This is a genomic window from Lysobacter enzymogenes (genome assembly GCF_023617245.1).
Classification (GTDB): domain Bacteria; phylum Pseudomonadota; class Gammaproteobacteria; order Xanthomonadales; family Xanthomonadaceae; genus Lysobacter; species Lysobacter yananisis.
In genome coordinates, this window is the sequence record NZ_CP067396.1 from 4475990 (window position 1) to 4491945 (window position 15956).

At 70.0% G+C, this 15956-nt stretch carries 15 protein-coding genes; 7 read left to right on the forward strand and 8 right to left on the reverse strand.

Going from position 1 to position 15956, the window contains the following annotated elements; genetic code table 11:
• Nucleotides 1-154 precede the first annotated feature (154 nt).
• The 3 genes from JHW41_RS18460 to prpB form a co-directional block, all read right to left on the reverse strand.
• A complete protein-coding gene (locus JHW41_RS18460) occupies nt 155-673 on the reverse strand; it encodes a hypothetical protein (protein WP_078998793.1) in 519 nt (172 codons plus the stop codon).
• Between the two features lie 257 nt (nt 674-930).
• Complete coding sequence (prpC, locus tag JHW41_RS18465) at nt 931-2085, reverse strand: bifunctional 2-methylcitrate synthase/citrate synthase (protein ID WP_250444298.1); 1155 nt, start codon at nt 2083-2085, stop codon at nt 931-933.
• 12 nt (nt 2086-2097) lie between these two features.
• Nucleotides 2098-2979 carry a methylisocitrate lyase gene (gene prpB / locus JHW41_RS18470; protein ID WP_057946661.1) on the reverse strand — a complete coding sequence of 294 codons (882 nt, stop codon included), beginning with the start codon at nt 2977-2979 and terminating at the stop codon, nt 2098-2100.
• A 14-nt stretch (nt 2980-2993) separates the two neighbouring features.
• Between prpB and JHW41_RS27375 the strand changes: the two genes are divergently transcribed.
• Complete coding sequence (locus JHW41_RS27375; protein WP_428995398.1) at nt 2994-3179, forward strand: DUF6053 domain-containing protein; 186 nt, start codon at nt 2994-2996, stop codon at nt 3177-3179.
• 63 nt (nt 3180-3242) lie between these two features.
• Here JHW41_RS27375 and JHW41_RS18475 read toward each other — a convergent pair whose 3' ends face one another.
• From JHW41_RS18475 to JHW41_RS18495, 5 genes are all read right to left on the reverse strand, one after another.
• Nucleotides 3243-4316, reverse strand: coding sequence for a suppressor of fused domain protein (locus JHW41_RS18475; RefSeq protein ID WP_250444300.1), 1074 nt, complete (start codon nt 4314-4316; stop codon nt 3243-3245).
• A gap of 143 nt (nt 4317-4459) precedes the next feature.
• Nucleotides 4460-6355 carry a propionate--CoA ligase gene (prpE, locus tag JHW41_RS18480; RefSeq protein ID WP_250444302.1) on the reverse strand — a complete coding sequence of 632 codons (1896 nt, stop codon included), beginning with the start codon at nt 6353-6355 and terminating at the stop codon, nt 4460-4462.
• Nucleotides 6356-6561: 206 nt separating this feature from the next.
• Nucleotides 6562-7257, reverse strand: a complete 696-nt coding sequence (locus JHW41_RS18485) for a glycine zipper 2TM domain-containing protein (RefSeq protein ID WP_057946659.1) — start codon at nt 7255-7257, stop codon at nt 6562-6564.
• Nucleotides 7258-7338: 81 nt separating this feature from the next.
• A complete protein-coding gene (locus JHW41_RS18490; protein WP_250444304.1) occupies nt 7339-8079 on the reverse strand; it encodes an alpha/beta hydrolase in 741 nt (246 codons plus the stop codon).
• Between the two features lie 227 nt (nt 8080-8306).
• The gene (locus JHW41_RS18495; RefSeq protein WP_250444306.1) at nt 8307-8738 is read right to left on the reverse strand and encodes an OsmC family protein; all 432 of its coding nucleotides are present in this window, start codon (nt 8736-8738) and stop codon (nt 8307-8309) included.
• A gap of 350 nt (nt 8739-9088) precedes the next feature.
• Between JHW41_RS18495 and fusA the strand changes: the two genes are divergently transcribed.
• From fusA to JHW41_RS18525, 6 genes are all read left to right on the forward strand, one after another.
• The gene (gene fusA / locus JHW41_RS18500) at nt 9089-11152 is read left to right on the forward strand and encodes an elongation factor G (protein WP_250444308.1); all 2064 of its coding nucleotides are present in this window, start codon (nt 9089-9091) and stop codon (nt 11150-11152) included.
• Nucleotides 11153-11188: 36 nt separating this feature from the next.
• Nucleotides 11189-12106 (forward strand): hypothetical protein, encoded by a 918-nt coding sequence (locus JHW41_RS18505; RefSeq protein WP_250444310.1) that lies wholly within the window; start codon nt 11189-11191, stop codon nt 12104-12106.
• Nucleotides 12107-12168: 62 nt separating this feature from the next.
• Entirely contained in the window at nt 12169-12582 is a 414-nt protein-coding gene (locus JHW41_RS18510; protein ID WP_250444312.1) for a DUF4087 domain-containing protein, read from the forward strand.
• A complete protein-coding gene (locus tag JHW41_RS18515; RefSeq protein WP_250444314.1) occupies nt 12579-13835 on the forward strand; it encodes a mechanosensitive ion channel family protein in 1257 nt (418 codons plus the stop codon). The genes JHW41_RS18510 and JHW41_RS18515 overlap by 4 nt, the downstream gene beginning before the upstream one ends.
• 84 nt (nt 13836-13919) lie before the next feature.
• Entirely contained in the window at nt 13920-15362 is a 1443-nt protein-coding gene (locus tag JHW41_RS18520) for a hypothetical protein (protein ID WP_250444315.1), read from the forward strand.
• Between the two features lie 131 nt (nt 15363-15493).
• Nucleotides 15494-15889, forward strand: coding sequence for a thioredoxin family protein (locus tag JHW41_RS18525; protein WP_078998768.1), 396 nt, complete (start codon nt 15494-15496; stop codon nt 15887-15889).
• Nucleotides 15890-15956: the final 67 nt, after the last annotated feature.

The following is a 15956-nucleotide window of genomic DNA, read 5'->3' on the forward strand; positions in this document are numbered from 1 at the left end:
GCTCAAGGCGCGACCGAACTCCCGCCCGCGCGTTGCGCGGCGGGAGTTTTTTTATGCGCGCTCGTCGGGGCGGCGCGTCGCTGCGATGGCCGTGCGCGCATCGGTACGCAAGCCGTTCGCCGCGTTCGCGCCGCGACGCGGCCGCCGTGCCCGATCAGGCGCCGGCGGCGAACTGCGCTTCGATCCGCGCGGCCACTTCGTCCTTGCGCACCTTCGCCAAGGCCGCGCTCAACTCCGGCAACAGCGCCGCGAGTTCGTCGCTGTTCGCGCAGCGCTCGATCTTGAGCTGCAGGAAATAGCCGCGCAGGCCCAGGTGCTCGCGCACCGCCTCGCTCATGAGCGCGTACAGCGCCTGATACCGCTGCGGCGAAGCCGACGCGGCCGGCGTCGGCGCGGCGGCGCCGGCGCTCGATGCGGCCGCGGGCGCCCGCGGCGTCGCGGCCAGACTCGCCGCGACCGCGGCCGAGGACGCGATCAATCCCAGCTGTTCCAGTTGCTCCAGCGCATCGGCCGGGCCGTGCAGGCTGACCGCCAGTTCGCGCAGATGGCGCGCGCTGCGCTCGCCGTCGACGATCAACAGGATCGAACGCAGCATCGGCGGCAACTTGCGCGTGCGGTGTTCGATCTCGTCGCGGCCTTCGTTGGTCTTTACCGGAACGTCGCTGTCGCGCATGGCGTCTCCTCTTGCTCGATCCTTGCCGCGCCGCCGCCCCTCGCGACGTGCGGCCGGCCCGCGACGTCCACGCACCGGCCGGCACCACCATGGTGCCGGCCGGCACCGGACTATGCCATCGCACTCCATGACGTTTCTGTGTCGCATTCGACGATAGGCGCAAGCGGACCGCGAACCGAGCGCGCACGAAAAAGGCCAGGCTCGCGCCTGGCCTCGTTCCGCGGCGTCTTGCGTTTACGCCGCCCGGCGGCGCTCGCTCAGCGCTTTTCGATCGGCACGTACTCGCGATCTTCCGGACCGGTGTAGTTGGCGCTCGGGCGGATGATCTTGCCGTCCTCGCGCTGCTCGATCACGTGCGCGCTCCAGCCGGTGGTGCGCGCGATCACGAACAGCGGGGTGAACATCGGCGTCGGGATGCCCATCATGTGATAGGCCGAGGCCGAGTACCAATCCAGGTTCGGGAACATCTTCTTCATGTCCCACATCAGCGTCTCGATGCGCTCGCTGACGTCGAACAGGACCTGGTTGCCGCCGTCCTTGCACAGCGCGCGCGAGATCTCCTTGATGATCGGGTTGCGCGGATCGCCGACGGTATAGACCGGGTGGCCGAAGCCGATCACGATCTCCTTGCGTTCCACCCGCGCGCGGATGTCGGTCTCGGCTTCATCGGCGCTGTTGTAGCGCGAGATGATGTCCATCGCCACTTCGTTGGCGCCGCCGTGCTTGGGGCCGCGCAGCGCGCCGATCGCACCGGTGATGCACGAATGCAGGTCCGAGCCGGTGCCGGCGATGACGCGGGCGGTGAAGGTCGACGCGTTGAACTCGTGCTCGGCGTAGAGGATCAGCGACTTGTCGAGCGAATCGGCCAGCAGTTGGCTCGGCGGCTCGCCGTGCAGCAGGTGCAGGAAATGCGCGGCGACCGAGTCGTCGTCGGTCTCGCACTCGATGCGGCGGCCGTTGCGGGTGAAGTGCCACCAGTACAGCAGCATCGAGCCGAAGCTGGCGATCAGGCGGTCGGCGATGTCGCGCGCCTCGCTGGCCGGATGGCCTTCGCGCTCGGGCAACACCGTGCCGAGCACCGAGCAGCCGGTGCGCAGCACGTCCATCGGGTGGGCGTTGGCCGGCACCAGCTCCAGCGCGTCGGTGACGATCGCCGGCAGGCCGCGCAGGCGCTTGAGCTTGGTCTTGTAGGCCTTGAGCTGCGAGGCGGTCGGCAGCACGCCGTGGACCAGCAGGTGCGAGACCTCCTCGAAGGTCGACTTGGTCGCCAGGTCGTGGATGTCGTAGCCGCGGTAGTGCAGGTCGTTGCCGCTGCGGCCGACCGTGCACAGCGCGGTGTTGCCCGCGGCGGTGCCGCTGAGGGCGACGGATTTCTTGGCCTTGGGAAGGACTTGGGTAGCGTTGTCGCTCATCGGAACTCCTGGTTATTTGTTCTGCGCGAACAGGCGGTCCAGCTTGTCTTCGTATTCGTGGTAGCCGAGGAAGTCGTACAGGTCGGCGCGGGTCTGCAAGGTGTCGACGATGTTCTTCTGGGTGCCTTCGCGGCGCACGGTCTCGTAGAAGTTCAGCGCAGCCTTGTTCATCGCCCGGTACGCGCCGCAGCAGTACAGGGCGATGTCGACGCCCGCCTCGCGCAGTTCGTCGGTGGTGAAGAACGGGGTCGAGCCGAATTCGGTCAGGTTGGCCAGGATCGGCACCTTCACCGCGGCCTTGAAGCGGCGGTAGTCGTCCAGCGTCTTCATCGCTTCGGGGAAGATCATGTCGGCGCCGGCCTCGACGTAGGCGACCGCGCGCTCGATCGCCGAGTCGATGCCCTCGACCGCGGCCGCGTCGGTGCGCGCCATGATCACGAACTGATCGTCGGTGCGGCCGTCGACCGCGGCCTTGACCCGGTCGACCATCTCGTCCTTGCTGACCACTTCCTTGCCCGGACGGTGGCCGCAACGCTTCTGCCCGACCTGGTCTTCCATGTGCACGGCGGCCACGCCGATGCGCTCGAAGTTGCGGATGGTGCGGCCGATGTTGAACGCCCCGCCCCAGCCGGTATCGATGTCGACCAGCAGCGGCATGCCGGTGGCGTCGACGATGCGGCGCGCGTCGGTCAGCACGTCCTCCATGGTGCTGATGCCCAGGTCCGGCATGCCCAGCGAATTGGCGGCGACGCCGCCGCCGGACAGGTACAGGGCCTTGTAGCCGGTGCGCTTGGCCATCAGGCCGGCATAGGCGGTGATCGCGCCCATCACCTGCAGCGGCGATTCGGCGGCGAGCGCGGCGCGGAACTTGGCGCCGGCGGAGAGCTGGGACATCTGTCTGACTCCGGGTGGCCCGATCGGGGCGATCCGGGCATTTTAACCCGCGGCGCGGACCGGCCGATGACGCCGGGGTACGGCGGGGCCGCGGCGCCATCCGACTGAATGCGCAAAGCCGGTTGGGAACAGCGGCGATCGGGCACAAAAGCATCGGGCCTGAAGGCCCTCCCACAAAAGCCGGGGCGGTCCTCTCATGAAGGCCGCGGCTTCTGTGGGAGGGCCTTCAGGCCCGACGCCTTCCGCTCAGACCTGCACCGCCCTCACCGCACCTGCACCTGCAGGGCCGCGAACCCGTCCACTTCGTAGATCCCCGCCTGCGCCCGCAGCCGCGACACCAGGCTGCGCACCGCCCGCTCGTCCAGGCGCAGATGCAGCGCACCGTCGGCGACCTCGGCCTCGTTGCCGCGCACGGCCGGCTCGAACACCGCCCTGCGCTCGGGCCCGACCACGCCGAAGGCGTTGCCGAACGGCAGCCGCAGCGGCAGCAGCGCCAGCAGTTCGCCGACCTGGCGCGCGCTCAGCGACAGCACCGTGGTCGGCGCGCGCAGCAAGCGCTTGCGCTGCTCCCAGTCCACGTGATCGGCGTAGATCGTGCCCACCGAGGAGCCCTCGCGCGCCGAACCTCCGGCCAGGCGCGCGGCGATCTCGGGATCGGCCAGCAGCGAGCCGCGCTCCAGGTCGGTGATCCACAGCGGCAGGTAGTCGTGGAAGACCTCCAGCACCTTGAGCGTGGACCAACGCTTGAGCGCGAACTCCTCCTCGTTGGTGAGGCCGACGATCTGCAGGAACTCGACCCGGCCGTTGCCGCTGTCGATCGGCGCCAGTTCCGGGTCGTGGACGAAGGCCAGCGCGCGGATCGCGCTGTCGCTGTCGGCGGCGATCGGCCCGCCGGCGCTGAGATAGTGGCCGGCGTGGAAGCCGTGCCCGCTTTCGAACACGTACCGCGCCAGGTTCTGCAGGAAGTTCAACGCCCAGCGCGGCGGCTCGTCGGCGTCGTCGGGATTGGCCAGGCGGAAAGTCAGTTCGAAGCCGTAGCCGCTGATCTCGGCGTCGTCGCTGCGCTTGTCGAACAGCTCGCTGAAACCGTAAGTGACGAAATGCCAGTGCGGCAACGGTGTGATGCGCTTGTACGCGCTGATGCCCGGCAACGGCGCGGCGTCGCCGGCCGGCGCGCTGGAATGCCACGGCGACTGGCGCGGATAGACGCGGTTCAAGGCGTGGTTGATGGCATCCCAGCCAGGAGCGCCCGCGTCGCTACCGTGCGTGTCGAGGCGGTGCGCCGGGCCGTGCTCGGATTCCGATGCGGCCGTGGCGGAAGGGCTGGTGTACTGCATTGCGGCCTCGCTGGATCGAGGGCGGGTCGCAGCCCGCCCGTTGCCGCGATGCTAACGCCGGCGCAGAAAAATGGCGTCAATGCCGATGTTGCGCGGACGAACGCTTTGGCTCGCGTTCACGCTGGCGCGCACGAAAGTTGCGCTCAACCGCCCGCATCGGCGCCGCGTTCGAGCGCGCGGCGCACCTCCTCCAACGCGCCGGGATCGTCCAGCGTCGACAGATCGCCGGGATCGCGGCTCTCGGCCAGGGCCTGGATCGAGCGCCGCAACAATTTGCCCGAACGGGTCTTGGGCAGCGCGCCGACCACGTACACCCGCGCCGGGCGCGCCACCGCGCCGAGCTGGCGCACCACGCAGTCCTGCATGCCCGCCGCGACCGCGCGCGGGTCCTGCTCGCCGCCGGCCTTGAGCGTGGCGAACACCACCGGCACCTGGCCCTTGAGTTCGTCGCGCACGCCGATCACCGCCGCTTCGGCGACGCTGGCGTGGCTGGCCACCGACTCCTCGATCTCGCGCGTGCCCAGGCGATGGCCGGCGACGTTGATCACATCGTCGGTGCGGCCGAGGATGAAGGCGTAGCCGTCGTCGTCGCGGATCGCCCAGTCCAGCGAGCTGTACAGCAGTTCCTTGAAATGGCCGAAATAGCTGTCGAGGAAGCGCGCGTCGTCGTTCCACACCGTGGTCAGGCAGCCCGGCGGCAGCGGCGGCACGATCGCCAGCACGCCCTTCTCGCCCGGCCCGACGTCGCGGCCGCTGGCCTCGTCGATCACCCGCAGGTGGTAGCCCGGCGTCGGCAGGCCGGGCGAGCCGAACTTGACCGGCTTGAGCTCGAGCCCCGGCATCAGCGACAGCACCGGCCAGCCGGTCTCGGTCTGCCAGTAGTTGTCGATGATCGGCTTGCCGATGCCGTCGGTGATCCACTGCGCGGTCGGCTCGTCGAGCGGCTCGCCGGCGAGGAACAGCCAATGCAGCTTCGACAGATCGTGCTTCTTCAGCCACGCCGCGTCCTGCTTCTTGAGCACGCGGATGCCGGTCGGCGAAGAGAACATCGTGCGCACGCCGTAGCGCTCGCAGATGCTCCACCACACGCCGGGATCGGGATTGGTCGGCAGCCCTTCGTACAGCACCGAGGTCGCGCCGGCGATCAGCGGGCCGTAGACGTTGTAGGAATGGCCGACCGCCCAGCCCACGTCGGAGGTCGAGAACATCACCTGGCCGGCGCGGACGTCGTAGATCGACCACATCGACAGCGCCAGCGCGACCGCGTAGCCGCCGACGTCGCGCTGCACGCCCTTGGGCTTGCCGGTGGTGCCGGAGGTGTAGAGCAGATAGCTGGGCTCGTTGGATTCGAGCCATTCGACTTCGACCTGGGCGCCTTCGTGCCGCTTGCGCAGTTCGGCGTAATCGACGTCGCGGCCGGGCACCAGGGCGAGATCCGGGTCGAGCCCGCGGCTGACGACCAGCACGTGCGGCGGCGGCGACTGCGCCTCTTCGCAGGCGGCATCGACCAGCGGTTTGTAGGCGATCACCTTGCCGCCGCGCATGCCGGCGTCGGCGCAGATCAGCAGCTTGGGCGTGGCGTCGTCGATGCGCAGCGCCAGGTTGTGCGCGGCGAAACCGCCGAACACCACCGAATGCACCGCGCCGATGCGCGCGCAAGCCAGCATCGCGAACACCGCCTCGGCCATGTTCGGCATGTAGATCACCACGCGGTCGCCGCGGCCGACGCCGAGCGCGCGGATCGCGGCGGCGAACACGTTGACCTCGCGATGCACGTCGCGATAGGTCAGCTCGCGGGTCCGCCCGGTCTCGCTGGAGACCGTCACCAGCGCGAGCTGGTCGCCGCGCTCGTCGAGGTGGCGGTCGAGCGCGTTGTAGCAAAGATTGGTTTCGCCGCCGGCGAACCACTGCCGGAACGGCGGGTTGGAATAGTCGAGGATGCGCTGCGGCGGCGTGCGCCAATGGATCGCGCGGGCCTGTTCGGCCCAGAACGCCTCGGGCTGTTCGATCGAACGGCGGTGGAACTCCTCGTAACGCATGCGGACGTCTCCCGGGGCCGGCAGCCGCAGGCTAGACGATCGGATGCGCGCGCGGCGTTACGACCATGGTCTAGTCGCGCTGCGCGGCCGCGGATGAATGCGCGCGGCGCAAACGAAAGACGCCGGAGCCTCGCGGCCCCGGCGTCCCACCGGCGCGGGCGGCGCCCCGTTCCTGCGCCGCCTGTGCGTCGATTCGAGCGTCGCGCTCAGTCCGGACGCACGTCCACGCGCACGCGGATGCGGTCGCCCGGGTTGTGGTCGGTGCGGGTGCGGTAGGTCTTGCCGGCGTATTCGTAGGTGACGTCGTACGCGGTCACCGAACGCTCGTTGGCGTAGCTGTTGCCGTAGCCGTTGGCCGGCACCGGATCGCAGACCCGCACCGTGCCGGTGCGCGGCGGTTCCTGGCTGCGCTTGCTCTGTTCGTAGATGCTGCGGCCGGCCATGCCGCCGACCATCGAGCCGATCGCCGAGGTCGCGTAGCGCGCGCTGCCGCCGCCGACCTTGCTGCCGAGCACCGCGCCGACGATGCCGCCGACCACGGTCGCGGCGGTGCGGCCGCCCTCGGTGCCGGCGCTGCGGCGCTGGCTGCCGTACTGGTCGGTGTAGCCGTCGTTGTAGCCGCCGTTGCCGTTGCTGTAGCCGTCGTTGTAATAGCCGTCGCCCTGGACGTAGGTCGGGCGCTCGTAGCAGCGCGGCGCGCTGGCGGGCTGGGAGGAATAGGTCTCGAACACGGGGTCGACCCGGACCACCCGGGCGAAGTCGACCTGCGAGCTGTAGCTCGGCGAGCCGTTGTCGTAACCGCCCGAATAATTGCCCGAACCGGACGGATACGACTGCGCCGAGGCGATGCCGGTGGCGGCGGCCAGGGCCAGGCCCAGGACGGTGACGAGCGAGCGGTTCATGACGGGGCTCCCAGGCGCCGGAATGGCGCGAAACGGATCGTCGGGCCGGGGCGGTCAACCCGGGCTGAATGCGGCCGGGCGTTAGCCTGGCGTCAAAACAACGTTCACCTCGCCGACAGACTGCCCGTCCGGCGCCGGTGCGCGCAACCAATCCGCGGCATGGATCGCGGCGCGCGCGGCCTCGCGGCCCAGCAGCGGACCGACGTGACTGCCCGGCAAGGCGATCAGGCTCGCGCCGACCGCGGCGGCGAACCGTGCGCTGCGTTGCGGATCGACATCGGTATCGCCGTGGCTGGCGATGCACAGCATCCGGCAGGCCGGCACCGGCGCCGCGATCCCGGCCTGGGCCTGGCGCAACGCGGCGCCGGATTCGTCGCGCCAGCGCCGCAGCGCATACAGCGCGGCGGCCTCGTCGGCGTCGGGCATGGCGCGGCGGGTCGACGCCAGGCTCGCCTCGCGCCGCCACGGCACCCGCGCCGGCCAGTCGCGCGCCGGGTGCTCGGCCGCCCACGGCAGCGGCGGCAGCGGATTGACCAACACCAATGCGTCGGCGAGATCGCCGCACAGCCACGCCAACAAGCCGCCGAGGCTGGCGCCGACCGCGGCGCGCGGACGCGGCAGCGCGGCCAGGGCGGCGCGCACCTGCTCGCGGTAGTCGTCCAGCGTGGTCGCTTCCAGGCCGGCAGGCGAGGGTTGCAGGTCGGGCGCGTGCGCGGGGATGCCGCGCGCGGCGAAGACCTCGCACCACAGGTTCCATTCCCAACCGCCGGCGCCGGCGCCGTGGATCAGCAAAGCGTGGCGGATGGCGGGCGGCTCGGACATGCGCGGCGACGTTGTTGGGCGCAGCGACTGTAGCAGCGGCGCGGGCCGCGATGGCCGCGGCGCCGGCGCCGCCCTCGGAGCCGGAAATCGCCGAGCGCCGACTGCGGCTGCGCTCGACGTCCTCCGGTTTCGGCGACTGCGCCCGCGCCTGTCTCTACACGCGTCACGGTTGGCGCCGCCGTCGCAGCGGCCGCGGAAGGTTCACGACCACATGCCCGGACCGGCCGTCAGGCCAGCACGGCTTCCAGGCTCACCGGCACCGCGCTGAGCGCCTTCGACACCGGGCAATTGGCCTTGGCGTCCTCGGCGATGGCCTGGAACTTGGCCGCATCGATCCCCGGCACCTGCGCTTTCACCTTGAGCCGGATCTGCGACAGCGACGGCCCGCCTTCCATCGACAGATCGACTTCGGCGCGGGTGTCCAGGCTGACCGGCGGATGCCCGGCCTCGGTGAGCTTGGCCGACAGCGCCATGGTGAAGCAGCCGGCGTGCGCGGCGGCGATGAGTTCCTCGGGATTGGTGCCCTTCTCTTCGCCGAAGCGGCTGTTGAAGCCATAGCGGGTGTTGTCCAGCAGCCCGCTTTGCGGCGTGCTCAGGCGGCCCTGCCCGTTCTTGAGATCGCCTTCCCAATGCGCGGTGGCGTGACGCGAGATACCCATGGTGTGCGGCTCCGTTGGTGGGGGCGGGTAGCGTAGCGCCTGGCAGGTTAAGAATGAGGAGTGAGCGCAAAGGAGCGAGGAGTGAGCAAGAACGGCGGACCGCTTTCCGCTCGCTCCTCGCTCCTCCACGCTCACTCCTCGCTCCACGCTCCATGCCGCGCCGCAACACGCCAACCGCGACCCAGCACACGCTATCGCCGCCGCCACTTGACCCACCCGGCGCGCTGCGCGAGCCTGTCCTCCCGGCCCCCGCCGGCCCGCCATGACCGCCCGCCGAGCGCCACGCTCGGGCGCGCAGCGCGGACAGCCATGACGGCCTTCCGACCCTAGCCTCAGGGAGAAGTCCGCTCATGTCCTACAGCACAGAACAAATCCGCAACGTGGCCTTGGCAGGCCACCCCGGCGCCGGCAAAACCACGCTGTTCGAAGCCCTGCTGCACGCCGGCGGCGCAGTCCAGACGGCAGGCACGATCGAACGCGGCAGCACCGTGTCCGACTTCGATCCGATCGAAAAACAGCGCGGGCATTCGCTGGATTGCGCGATCGCCAGCATCGATCACGGCACCGCGCCGAATCCGCTCGTCCACCTCAACCTCATCGACACCCCCGGCTACCCGGATTTCCGCGGCCCCACCCTGTCCGCGCTGGCGGCGGTGGAAACCCTCGCAGTGGTCGTCGATGCCGACACGGGCGTGCAATACGGCACCCGGCGGATGATGGACCACGCCAAGGCGCGCGGGCTGTGCCGGGCGATCGTGGTCAACAAGATCGATCACGACGGCGCCGACGTCGCACGGGTGTTGAGCGACATCCGCGAGACCTTCGGCGCCGAATGCCTGCCGCTGAACCTGCCCGCCGACGGCGGCAAGCGGGTGGTCGATTGCTTCGGCAACGCCGGCGGCGACAGCGACCTGGGCGCGGTCGGCGAATGGCATCAGAAGATCATCGACCAGGTGGTCGAGATCAACGAGACGGTGATGGAGCATTACCTCGACCTCGGCGAAGGCGGCCTGTCCGGGCAGGAGCTGCACGACGCGTTCGAGCAATGCCTGCGCGAAGGCCATCTGGTGCCGGTGCTGTTCTGCTCGGCGCGCAGCGGCGCGGGCATCGCCGAATTGCTGGACACCGCCGAGCGGCTGTTCCCGCACCCGGGCGAGGCCAATCCGCCGCCGTTCGCCAAGGGCGTCGGCGAGGATGCGCAGCCGATCGCGGCCACGCCCGACCCCAAGGCGCACGTCATCGCCGACGTGTTCAAGATCGTCAACGATCCCTTCGTCGGCAAGCTCGGGGTGTTCCGCGTCTACCAGGGCACGGTCAGGAAGGACACCCAGCTGTTCGTCGACGACGGCAAGAAACCGTTCAAGGTCGGGCATCTGTTCAAGCTCAAGGGCAAGGACCATGTCGAGATCGAGCAGGCGGTGCCGGGCGACATCGCCGCGGTGGCCAAGGTCGACGAGCTGCATTTCGACGCGGTGCTGCACGACAGCCACGACGAGGACCACATCCACCTGGCCCCGCTGAATTTCCCGCGGCCGATGTTCGGCCTGGCGGTGGAAGCGGCGAGCAAGGGCCAGGAGCAGAAGCTGTCCAACGCGTTGCACAAGCTCGCCGAGGAAGACCCCTGCTTCCACGTCGAGCACGAGACCGAGACCAACGAAACCGTGGTCCGCGGCCTGTCCGACCTGCACCTACGCATCAACCTGGACCGGCTCAAGGACAAGTACGGCGTGGAAGTGCAGTCGCGCCCGCCGCGCATCGCCTACCGCGAGACCGTCGCCGGCAAGGCCGACGGCCATCACCGGCACAAGAAGCAGACCGGCGGCGCCGGCCAGTTCGGCGAGGTGTTCCTGCGGATCGAGCCGTTGCCGCGCGGCGGCGGTTTCGAGTTCGTCGACGAGGTCAAGGGCGGCACCATTCCCGGCCAGTTCCTGCCAGCGGTCGAGAAAGGCGTGCGCCAGGTGCTGCACGACGGCGCCGTCGCCGGCTATCCGATCCAGGACGTGCGGGTAGTGGTCTACGACGGCAAGTACCACAGCGTCGACAGCAAGGAAGTGGCCTTCGTCGCCGCCGGCAAGAAGGCGTTCCTCGATGCGATCGGCAAGGCCCGTCCACAAGTGCTCGAACCCATCGTCGACCTGGAGGTCAACGCGCCGGAGCAGCACATGGGCGACATCAGCGGCGGGCTGGCCAGCAAGCGCGCGCGCATCAACGGCACCGACAGCCTGCGCGGCGGCGAGATCGTGGTGCGCGCGCAGGTGCCGCTGTCGGAGCTGGAGGGCTATGCGGCCGAACTCAAGTCGGTGACCGCCGGACGCGGGCGCTATTCGCTGGACTTCAGCCACTACGAGCCGGTGCCGGGCACGGTGCAGCAGAAACTGGTCGAGGCCTACAAACCGCGGCATGAGGAAGACTGATACCGTGTGCGCCCCCACCGCCGCATCCTCTTCGCCATGCCCAAGCCCCGCAGCGCGCGCGAACGCGCCGAACTGCTCAACGAGTACGGCCACCGCCTCGGCGCGCGCGGCGAGGACGAACGCGCGCTGAGCTTCTACGCTCAGGCGGCCCAGGCCGATCCGGCCTGGGCTGCGCCGTGGTTCAACATCGGTTTGCTGCACAAGTATTTCGGCGACTGGACGCAGTCGCTGATCGCCAACCGCGAAGCGCTGGCGCGCGACGCCGGCCACCAGGGCGCGTGCTGGAACCTCGGCATCGCCGCGACCGCGTTGCGCGACTGGCGCAGCGCGCGCGAGGCCTGGCAGCGCTACGGCCTGCCGATCGAACCCGGCGAGGAACCGCTGGAGGTCGATTGCGGCCTGGCGCCGGTGCGGCTGGACCCGGACGGCCGCGGCGAAGTGGTGTGGTGCGACCGGCTCGACCCGGCCCGCGCGCGCATCCGCAACGTGCCGCTGCCCGACAGCGGCCATCGCTACGCCGACATCGTGCTCAACGACGGCGCGCCCAACGGCAGCCGCCGCATCGGCGAGCGCGAGTATCCGGTGTTCGATCAACTCGAACTGTGGCAGGCCTCGCCCTACGCCACCTTCGAGGCCTGGATCGAAACGGCCGAGCCCGACACCCTGGCCGCGCTGGCGCAGCGCGCGCATCGCGACCACGGGCAGGCCCAGGATTGGACCGACAGCGTGCGCCACCTGTGCCGCGCCTGTTCGCTCGGCGACGCCGATGCCGACGCCGCTCACGACCACCCGCCGCTGCAGGCGTCCGGCGACGCCGCCGGCGCGCGCTGGGTCGGCGTGGCCGCGCGCGACGAAGCCGCCGCGCGCGCGGCGGTGGACGATTGGCTTCACGCCCACCCATCGGCGCGCCTGCTGCAATGGCGCCTGGCCGTGCCGGCGGGCGCGGCGGACTGACGCCGGCCATCGCCCCCGTCGCGGCAGCGGCTAACATGACGGCACTTCAAGGAGAACCGCGCATGGCCCGTCACGGACGTTCCCTGTTGTTCCCGCGCTTCGCCGTGGCCCTGGCCGCGGCGTTGCTCGCCGGCCACGCCGCGGCGGCCGCCAAGCCGGAAACGCGCTGCGGCTGGTTCATCAATCCGACCCCGGGCAACGCCTGGCTGATCGATCCCGACGCGCAATGGACCGTGGGCCTGCAGGGCGGCCACCAGGCCGAAGGCCCGTGGCCGGAGCCGCCGTCGGAGAAAGACTGGGTCAAGCACGAAGGCGATCCGCGCGGCTACGGTTACGGCTGCGCCTGCCTGAAGGTCGTGACCGGTTTCGACCACAGCATCGTCCGCATCCTTTCGGCCAAGGGCAAGCCGCTGGCGCAATGCCGCCGCGACCGCGCCCTGACCGGACTGGAACCGGACTACGCCTCCGACCGATGAGCGCCGCGCCCAAGCCGCCGCCGCTGGACCGCGACCCGGAACTCGCCGAAGTCGTCTCCGACGCCATGGACGTGGTGTCGAACCCGACCGACCTGCTGATCACCCTGCTCGCCCTGACCCTCGCCGCCGCGGTCGGCGTGCTGGTCACACGCGCGCTCAAGCAGCGCATCGGCCACCAGCGCCCGGTGCTGCTGACCGTGGTCGAGTACCTGTGCACGCCGGTGCTGACCCTGCTGACGCTGGGGGTGTTGAGCCTGTTCGGCGGTTCGTTCGGCAATCCGCTGATCGGCCTGGCCGCGACCTTGCTGCTGCTGTTCCTGGTGATCCGGTTCTTCGGCATGGCCGTCGAACTGCTGTTCCGCCCGACCCTGCCGCTGAAGATCATGCTGCGCGCGGTGACCGTGGTGGCGTGGCTGGCGCTGGTGGTCGGGGTGTTCGTCGACCGCAGCCAGCCGCTGGCCAAGCTCTACGGCGCCAGCTTCAAGTTCGGCGGCATCAACGTGTCCAGCCAGGGCCTGGTCGCCGGCCTGATCGGCGGCGTGGTGATCGCGATCGTCGCGCTGTGGGGCGACAAGACCGTCACCAAACTGCTGCGCCGCAGCCGCACCCTGCAGCCGAACTACATCCTGGCGCTGTCGCGCATCTTCAGCGTGGCGATCTGGATCGCCGCGACCCTGGCGATCTTCGCCGCCAGCGACATCAACATCACCGCCCTGGCCGCGTTCGGCGGCGCGCTCGGCATCGGCCTGGGCCTGGGCCTGCAGAAGCTCGCGGCCAGCTACATCAGCGGCCTGATCGTGCTGTTCGAACAATCCGTGCGGGTCGGCGACAACATCGTCAGCAACTCGGTGTCCGGCCGGGTCACCCGCATGACCGTGCGCTACACCATGATCCGCACCCGCGACGGGGTCGAGGCGATCGTGCCCAACGACCTGTTGACCAACAACGTGATCGTCAACCAATCCTGGTCGGACCGGAACCTGCGCCTGGTCTGCGGCGTGCTGGTCAAGGGCGACACCGACCTGGAACTGGCGCGCACGCTGTTCGTCGAGGCGATGAACGCGCAGCCGCGGGTGCTGCAGGAGCCGGCGCCGCACATGTACATCACCGGCGTCAACGACAAGGGCATCCAGCTCGACGGGCACTTCTGGATTTCCGATCCGGAGAACGGCCAGAACAACGTCGCCTCCGACATCTACGATGCGGTGCTCGGCGCGTTCCGCAAGAACGGCGTGCAGTTGGTCGCGCAGTGACGCGCAGCGGCTGAGACTGCGCCGCGCTCCAATGGCGCCCGCGGGCCATCGCCGGCCCGCCATCTTCCCGCACAGGTCCCGGACATGATCAGATCCCTCACCGCCTCCTTGTTGCTCGCCGGCGCGGCCGCGTCCATGCCGGCCGCCGCCGGCGAACGCGTCGACGGCAGCTTCGTGTTCATGAGCGCCGACTCGTGCTACACCGCCGGCAACGAGGGCTGCTACCTCACCGATCCCGCCGCCGCGACCAAGGCCGTGGACGAACTGGCGGCCGTCGGCGTCAAGCACTTCCTGCTGCCGGGCACGCATCCGCAACGCGACACGCTCGCGCAATTGCGGGTCATCGCCCGCGCGGTCAAGGACCGCGGCTTCGACTTCTATACCTACGAGGGCTGGAGCTGGAAATCCAAGCGCGCGCCCGGCGGCGCGCCGGACTGCGCCGCCTACACCGCCGCGCGCATCGATCCGGCGCTGGCGCCGCTGCGCGTGGAATTCGGCGCGGCCTTCGCCGGCCTGCACTACCAGGACGAACCGGCCGAGGACGATCCGGCCGCGCTCGGCCGCCAGACCGACTGCGTCAAGGCCGATCCGCGCCTGCAGGGCCTGAAGATCTTCGTCAACGTGCTGCCACTGCACGCCAACGATGCATCCTACGGCGGCACCGACATCATCCACTTCGGTTCGCGCAAGCCGGAAGAATTCGGCGTGGATTGCGCCGCGGGCGCCATCGCCAACCAGGCCACGGTCGACGCCATGGTGACGCGCTACTCCAACTACGCGCGCAACATTCTCGACCAGTCGCGCGCGGATTACCTGGCGATGAACCTGTACCCGTTCGTGCCGGCGCTGAGCCAGTGTCCGCGCGCCACCCAGTTGCTGATGTCGGAGAACATGTCGATCATCGCCAACCTGGCGCGCAGCCGCGGCCGCACCTCGGTGGCCTATCTGCAGAACGTGCACACCGCCACGCCCGCGCTGCACCCGCAGCCGTTCGAGCTGACCGGCTTCGGCGAGCTGCGCTGGTACGCGACCTGGTTCTACGCCTTCGGCGGAGACGCGGTGGCGAATTTCGCCAGCCACACCCATCCCTTCCAGAGCGACGCCCAGACCGGCTGGCAGACCGCGATCCTCGGCTACGACAACCGCCCCACCGCGCTGGCCGAACACGCGCTCAACGGCAACAGCTACGCCGCGCTGCTGCAGCGCCACCTCGGCGCCTACGCCTATCGCGGTTTCGTCGACAACGCGCTGGGCCCGCCGTCCGGCGAACTGGTGGGCTGGATCTCCAACCATCAGGTTCTGGCCGGCGAATACGGCCGCGGCGGCGACGCGCAAGCGCTGGTGGTGTTCGCCCGGCGCGCGGCCAAGACCGGCGGCGGCGCCACCATCGGTTTGCAACGCTGGTACGGCAAGGTCGAGAAGCTGGACCTGTGGACCGGCGCCTGGACCACGGTCGGTACCGCCACCAATCGCATCGATGTGTCGCTGGACGCCGATCCCGGCGCGCTGTACCGGCTGACGCGCTGAGCCGGCGACGAGATCCGGCGCGATCGCGCGGCTCGCCGCGCGGCCGCCGGCGCCACCGGCGGAACAGACCATGCCGACGGGCGGCGGACGGCCGCCGCCCACCGGTCCGCGCGCGGCGCTAGCATGGCCGGGTGACCGACACCGCCCACCCGCGCTTCTTCTGGCAGTTCCCGATGCAACTGGTCCGGCACGCGCGCCTGGACGAGTTCCTGCCCGACGACGGCCGCCTGCGCATCTTGTTCCTGTGGGGCAAGGACTGTCCGAACTGCGATATCGCCAAGGGCCAGATGCTGCTGGCGCAGGAGCGCTTCCGCTGGCCCGACGTGGACTGGCTGCACGACAACGTCTACGAGGACGCGGCCATGGGCACGCACTTCGGCCTGCACGGCATCCCCGCGTTCCTGGTGTTCCGCGGCGCCAGGAAGCTCGGCCGGATCGGCCAGTGGCCGGGCACCGAGGCCTTCGTCGCGGCGATCGAGAAGCTGCGCGCCGACGACCCGGCGGCCGCGCCGCCGCCCGCGGGCTGAGCGCACGCGGCCGCGCGAGGGCCTGCTTGGCGGCGGCCACGGACCGGCGCAGACTTCCCCTCCACTC

Coding starts and splice junctions, on each gene's coding strand:
- JHW41_RS18460 (WP_078998793.1), bottom strand. CDS start 673: ATGCGCGACAGCGACGTTCCGGTAAAGACCAACGAAGGCCGCGACGAG.
- prpC (WP_250444298.1), bottom strand. CDS start 2,085: ATGAGCGACAACGCTACCCAAGTCCTTCCCAAGGCCAAGAAATCCGTC.
- prpB (WP_057946661.1), bottom strand. CDS start 2,979: ATGTCCCAGCTCTCCGCCGGCGCCAAGTTCCGCGCCGCGCTCGCCGCC.
- JHW41_RS18475 (WP_250444300.1), bottom strand. CDS start 4,316: ATGCAGTACACCAGCCCTTCCGCCACGGCCGCATCGGAATCCGAGCAC.
- prpE (WP_250444302.1), bottom strand. CDS start 6,355: ATGCGTTACGAGGAGTTCCACCGCCGTTCGATCGAACAGCCCGAGGCG.
- JHW41_RS18485 (WP_057946659.1), bottom strand. CDS start 7,257: ATGAACCGCTCGCTCGTCACCGTCCTGGGCCTGGCCCTGGCCGCCGCC.
- JHW41_RS18490 (WP_250444304.1), bottom strand. CDS start 8,079: ATGTCCGAGCCGCCCGCCATCCGCCACGCTTTGCTGATCCACGGCGCC.
- JHW41_RS18495 (WP_250444306.1), bottom strand. CDS start 8,738: ATGGGTATCTCGCGTCACGCCACCGCGCATTGGGAAGGCGATCTCAAG.
- fusA (WP_250444308.1), top strand. CDS start 9,089: ATGTCCTACAGCACAGAACAAATCCGCAACGTGGCCTTGGCAGGCCAC.
- JHW41_RS18505 (WP_250444310.1), top strand. CDS start 11,189: ATGCCCAAGCCCCGCAGCGCGCGCGAACGCGCCGAACTGCTCAACGAG.
- JHW41_RS18510 (WP_250444312.1), top strand. CDS start 12,169: ATGGCCCGTCACGGACGTTCCCTGTTGTTCCCGCGCTTCGCCGTGGCC.
- JHW41_RS18515 (WP_250444314.1), top strand. CDS start 12,579: ATGAGCGCCGCGCCCAAGCCGCCGCCGCTGGACCGCGACCCGGAACTC.
- JHW41_RS18520 (WP_250444315.1), top strand. CDS start 13,920: ATGATCAGATCCCTCACCGCCTCCTTGTTGCTCGCCGGCGCGGCCGCG.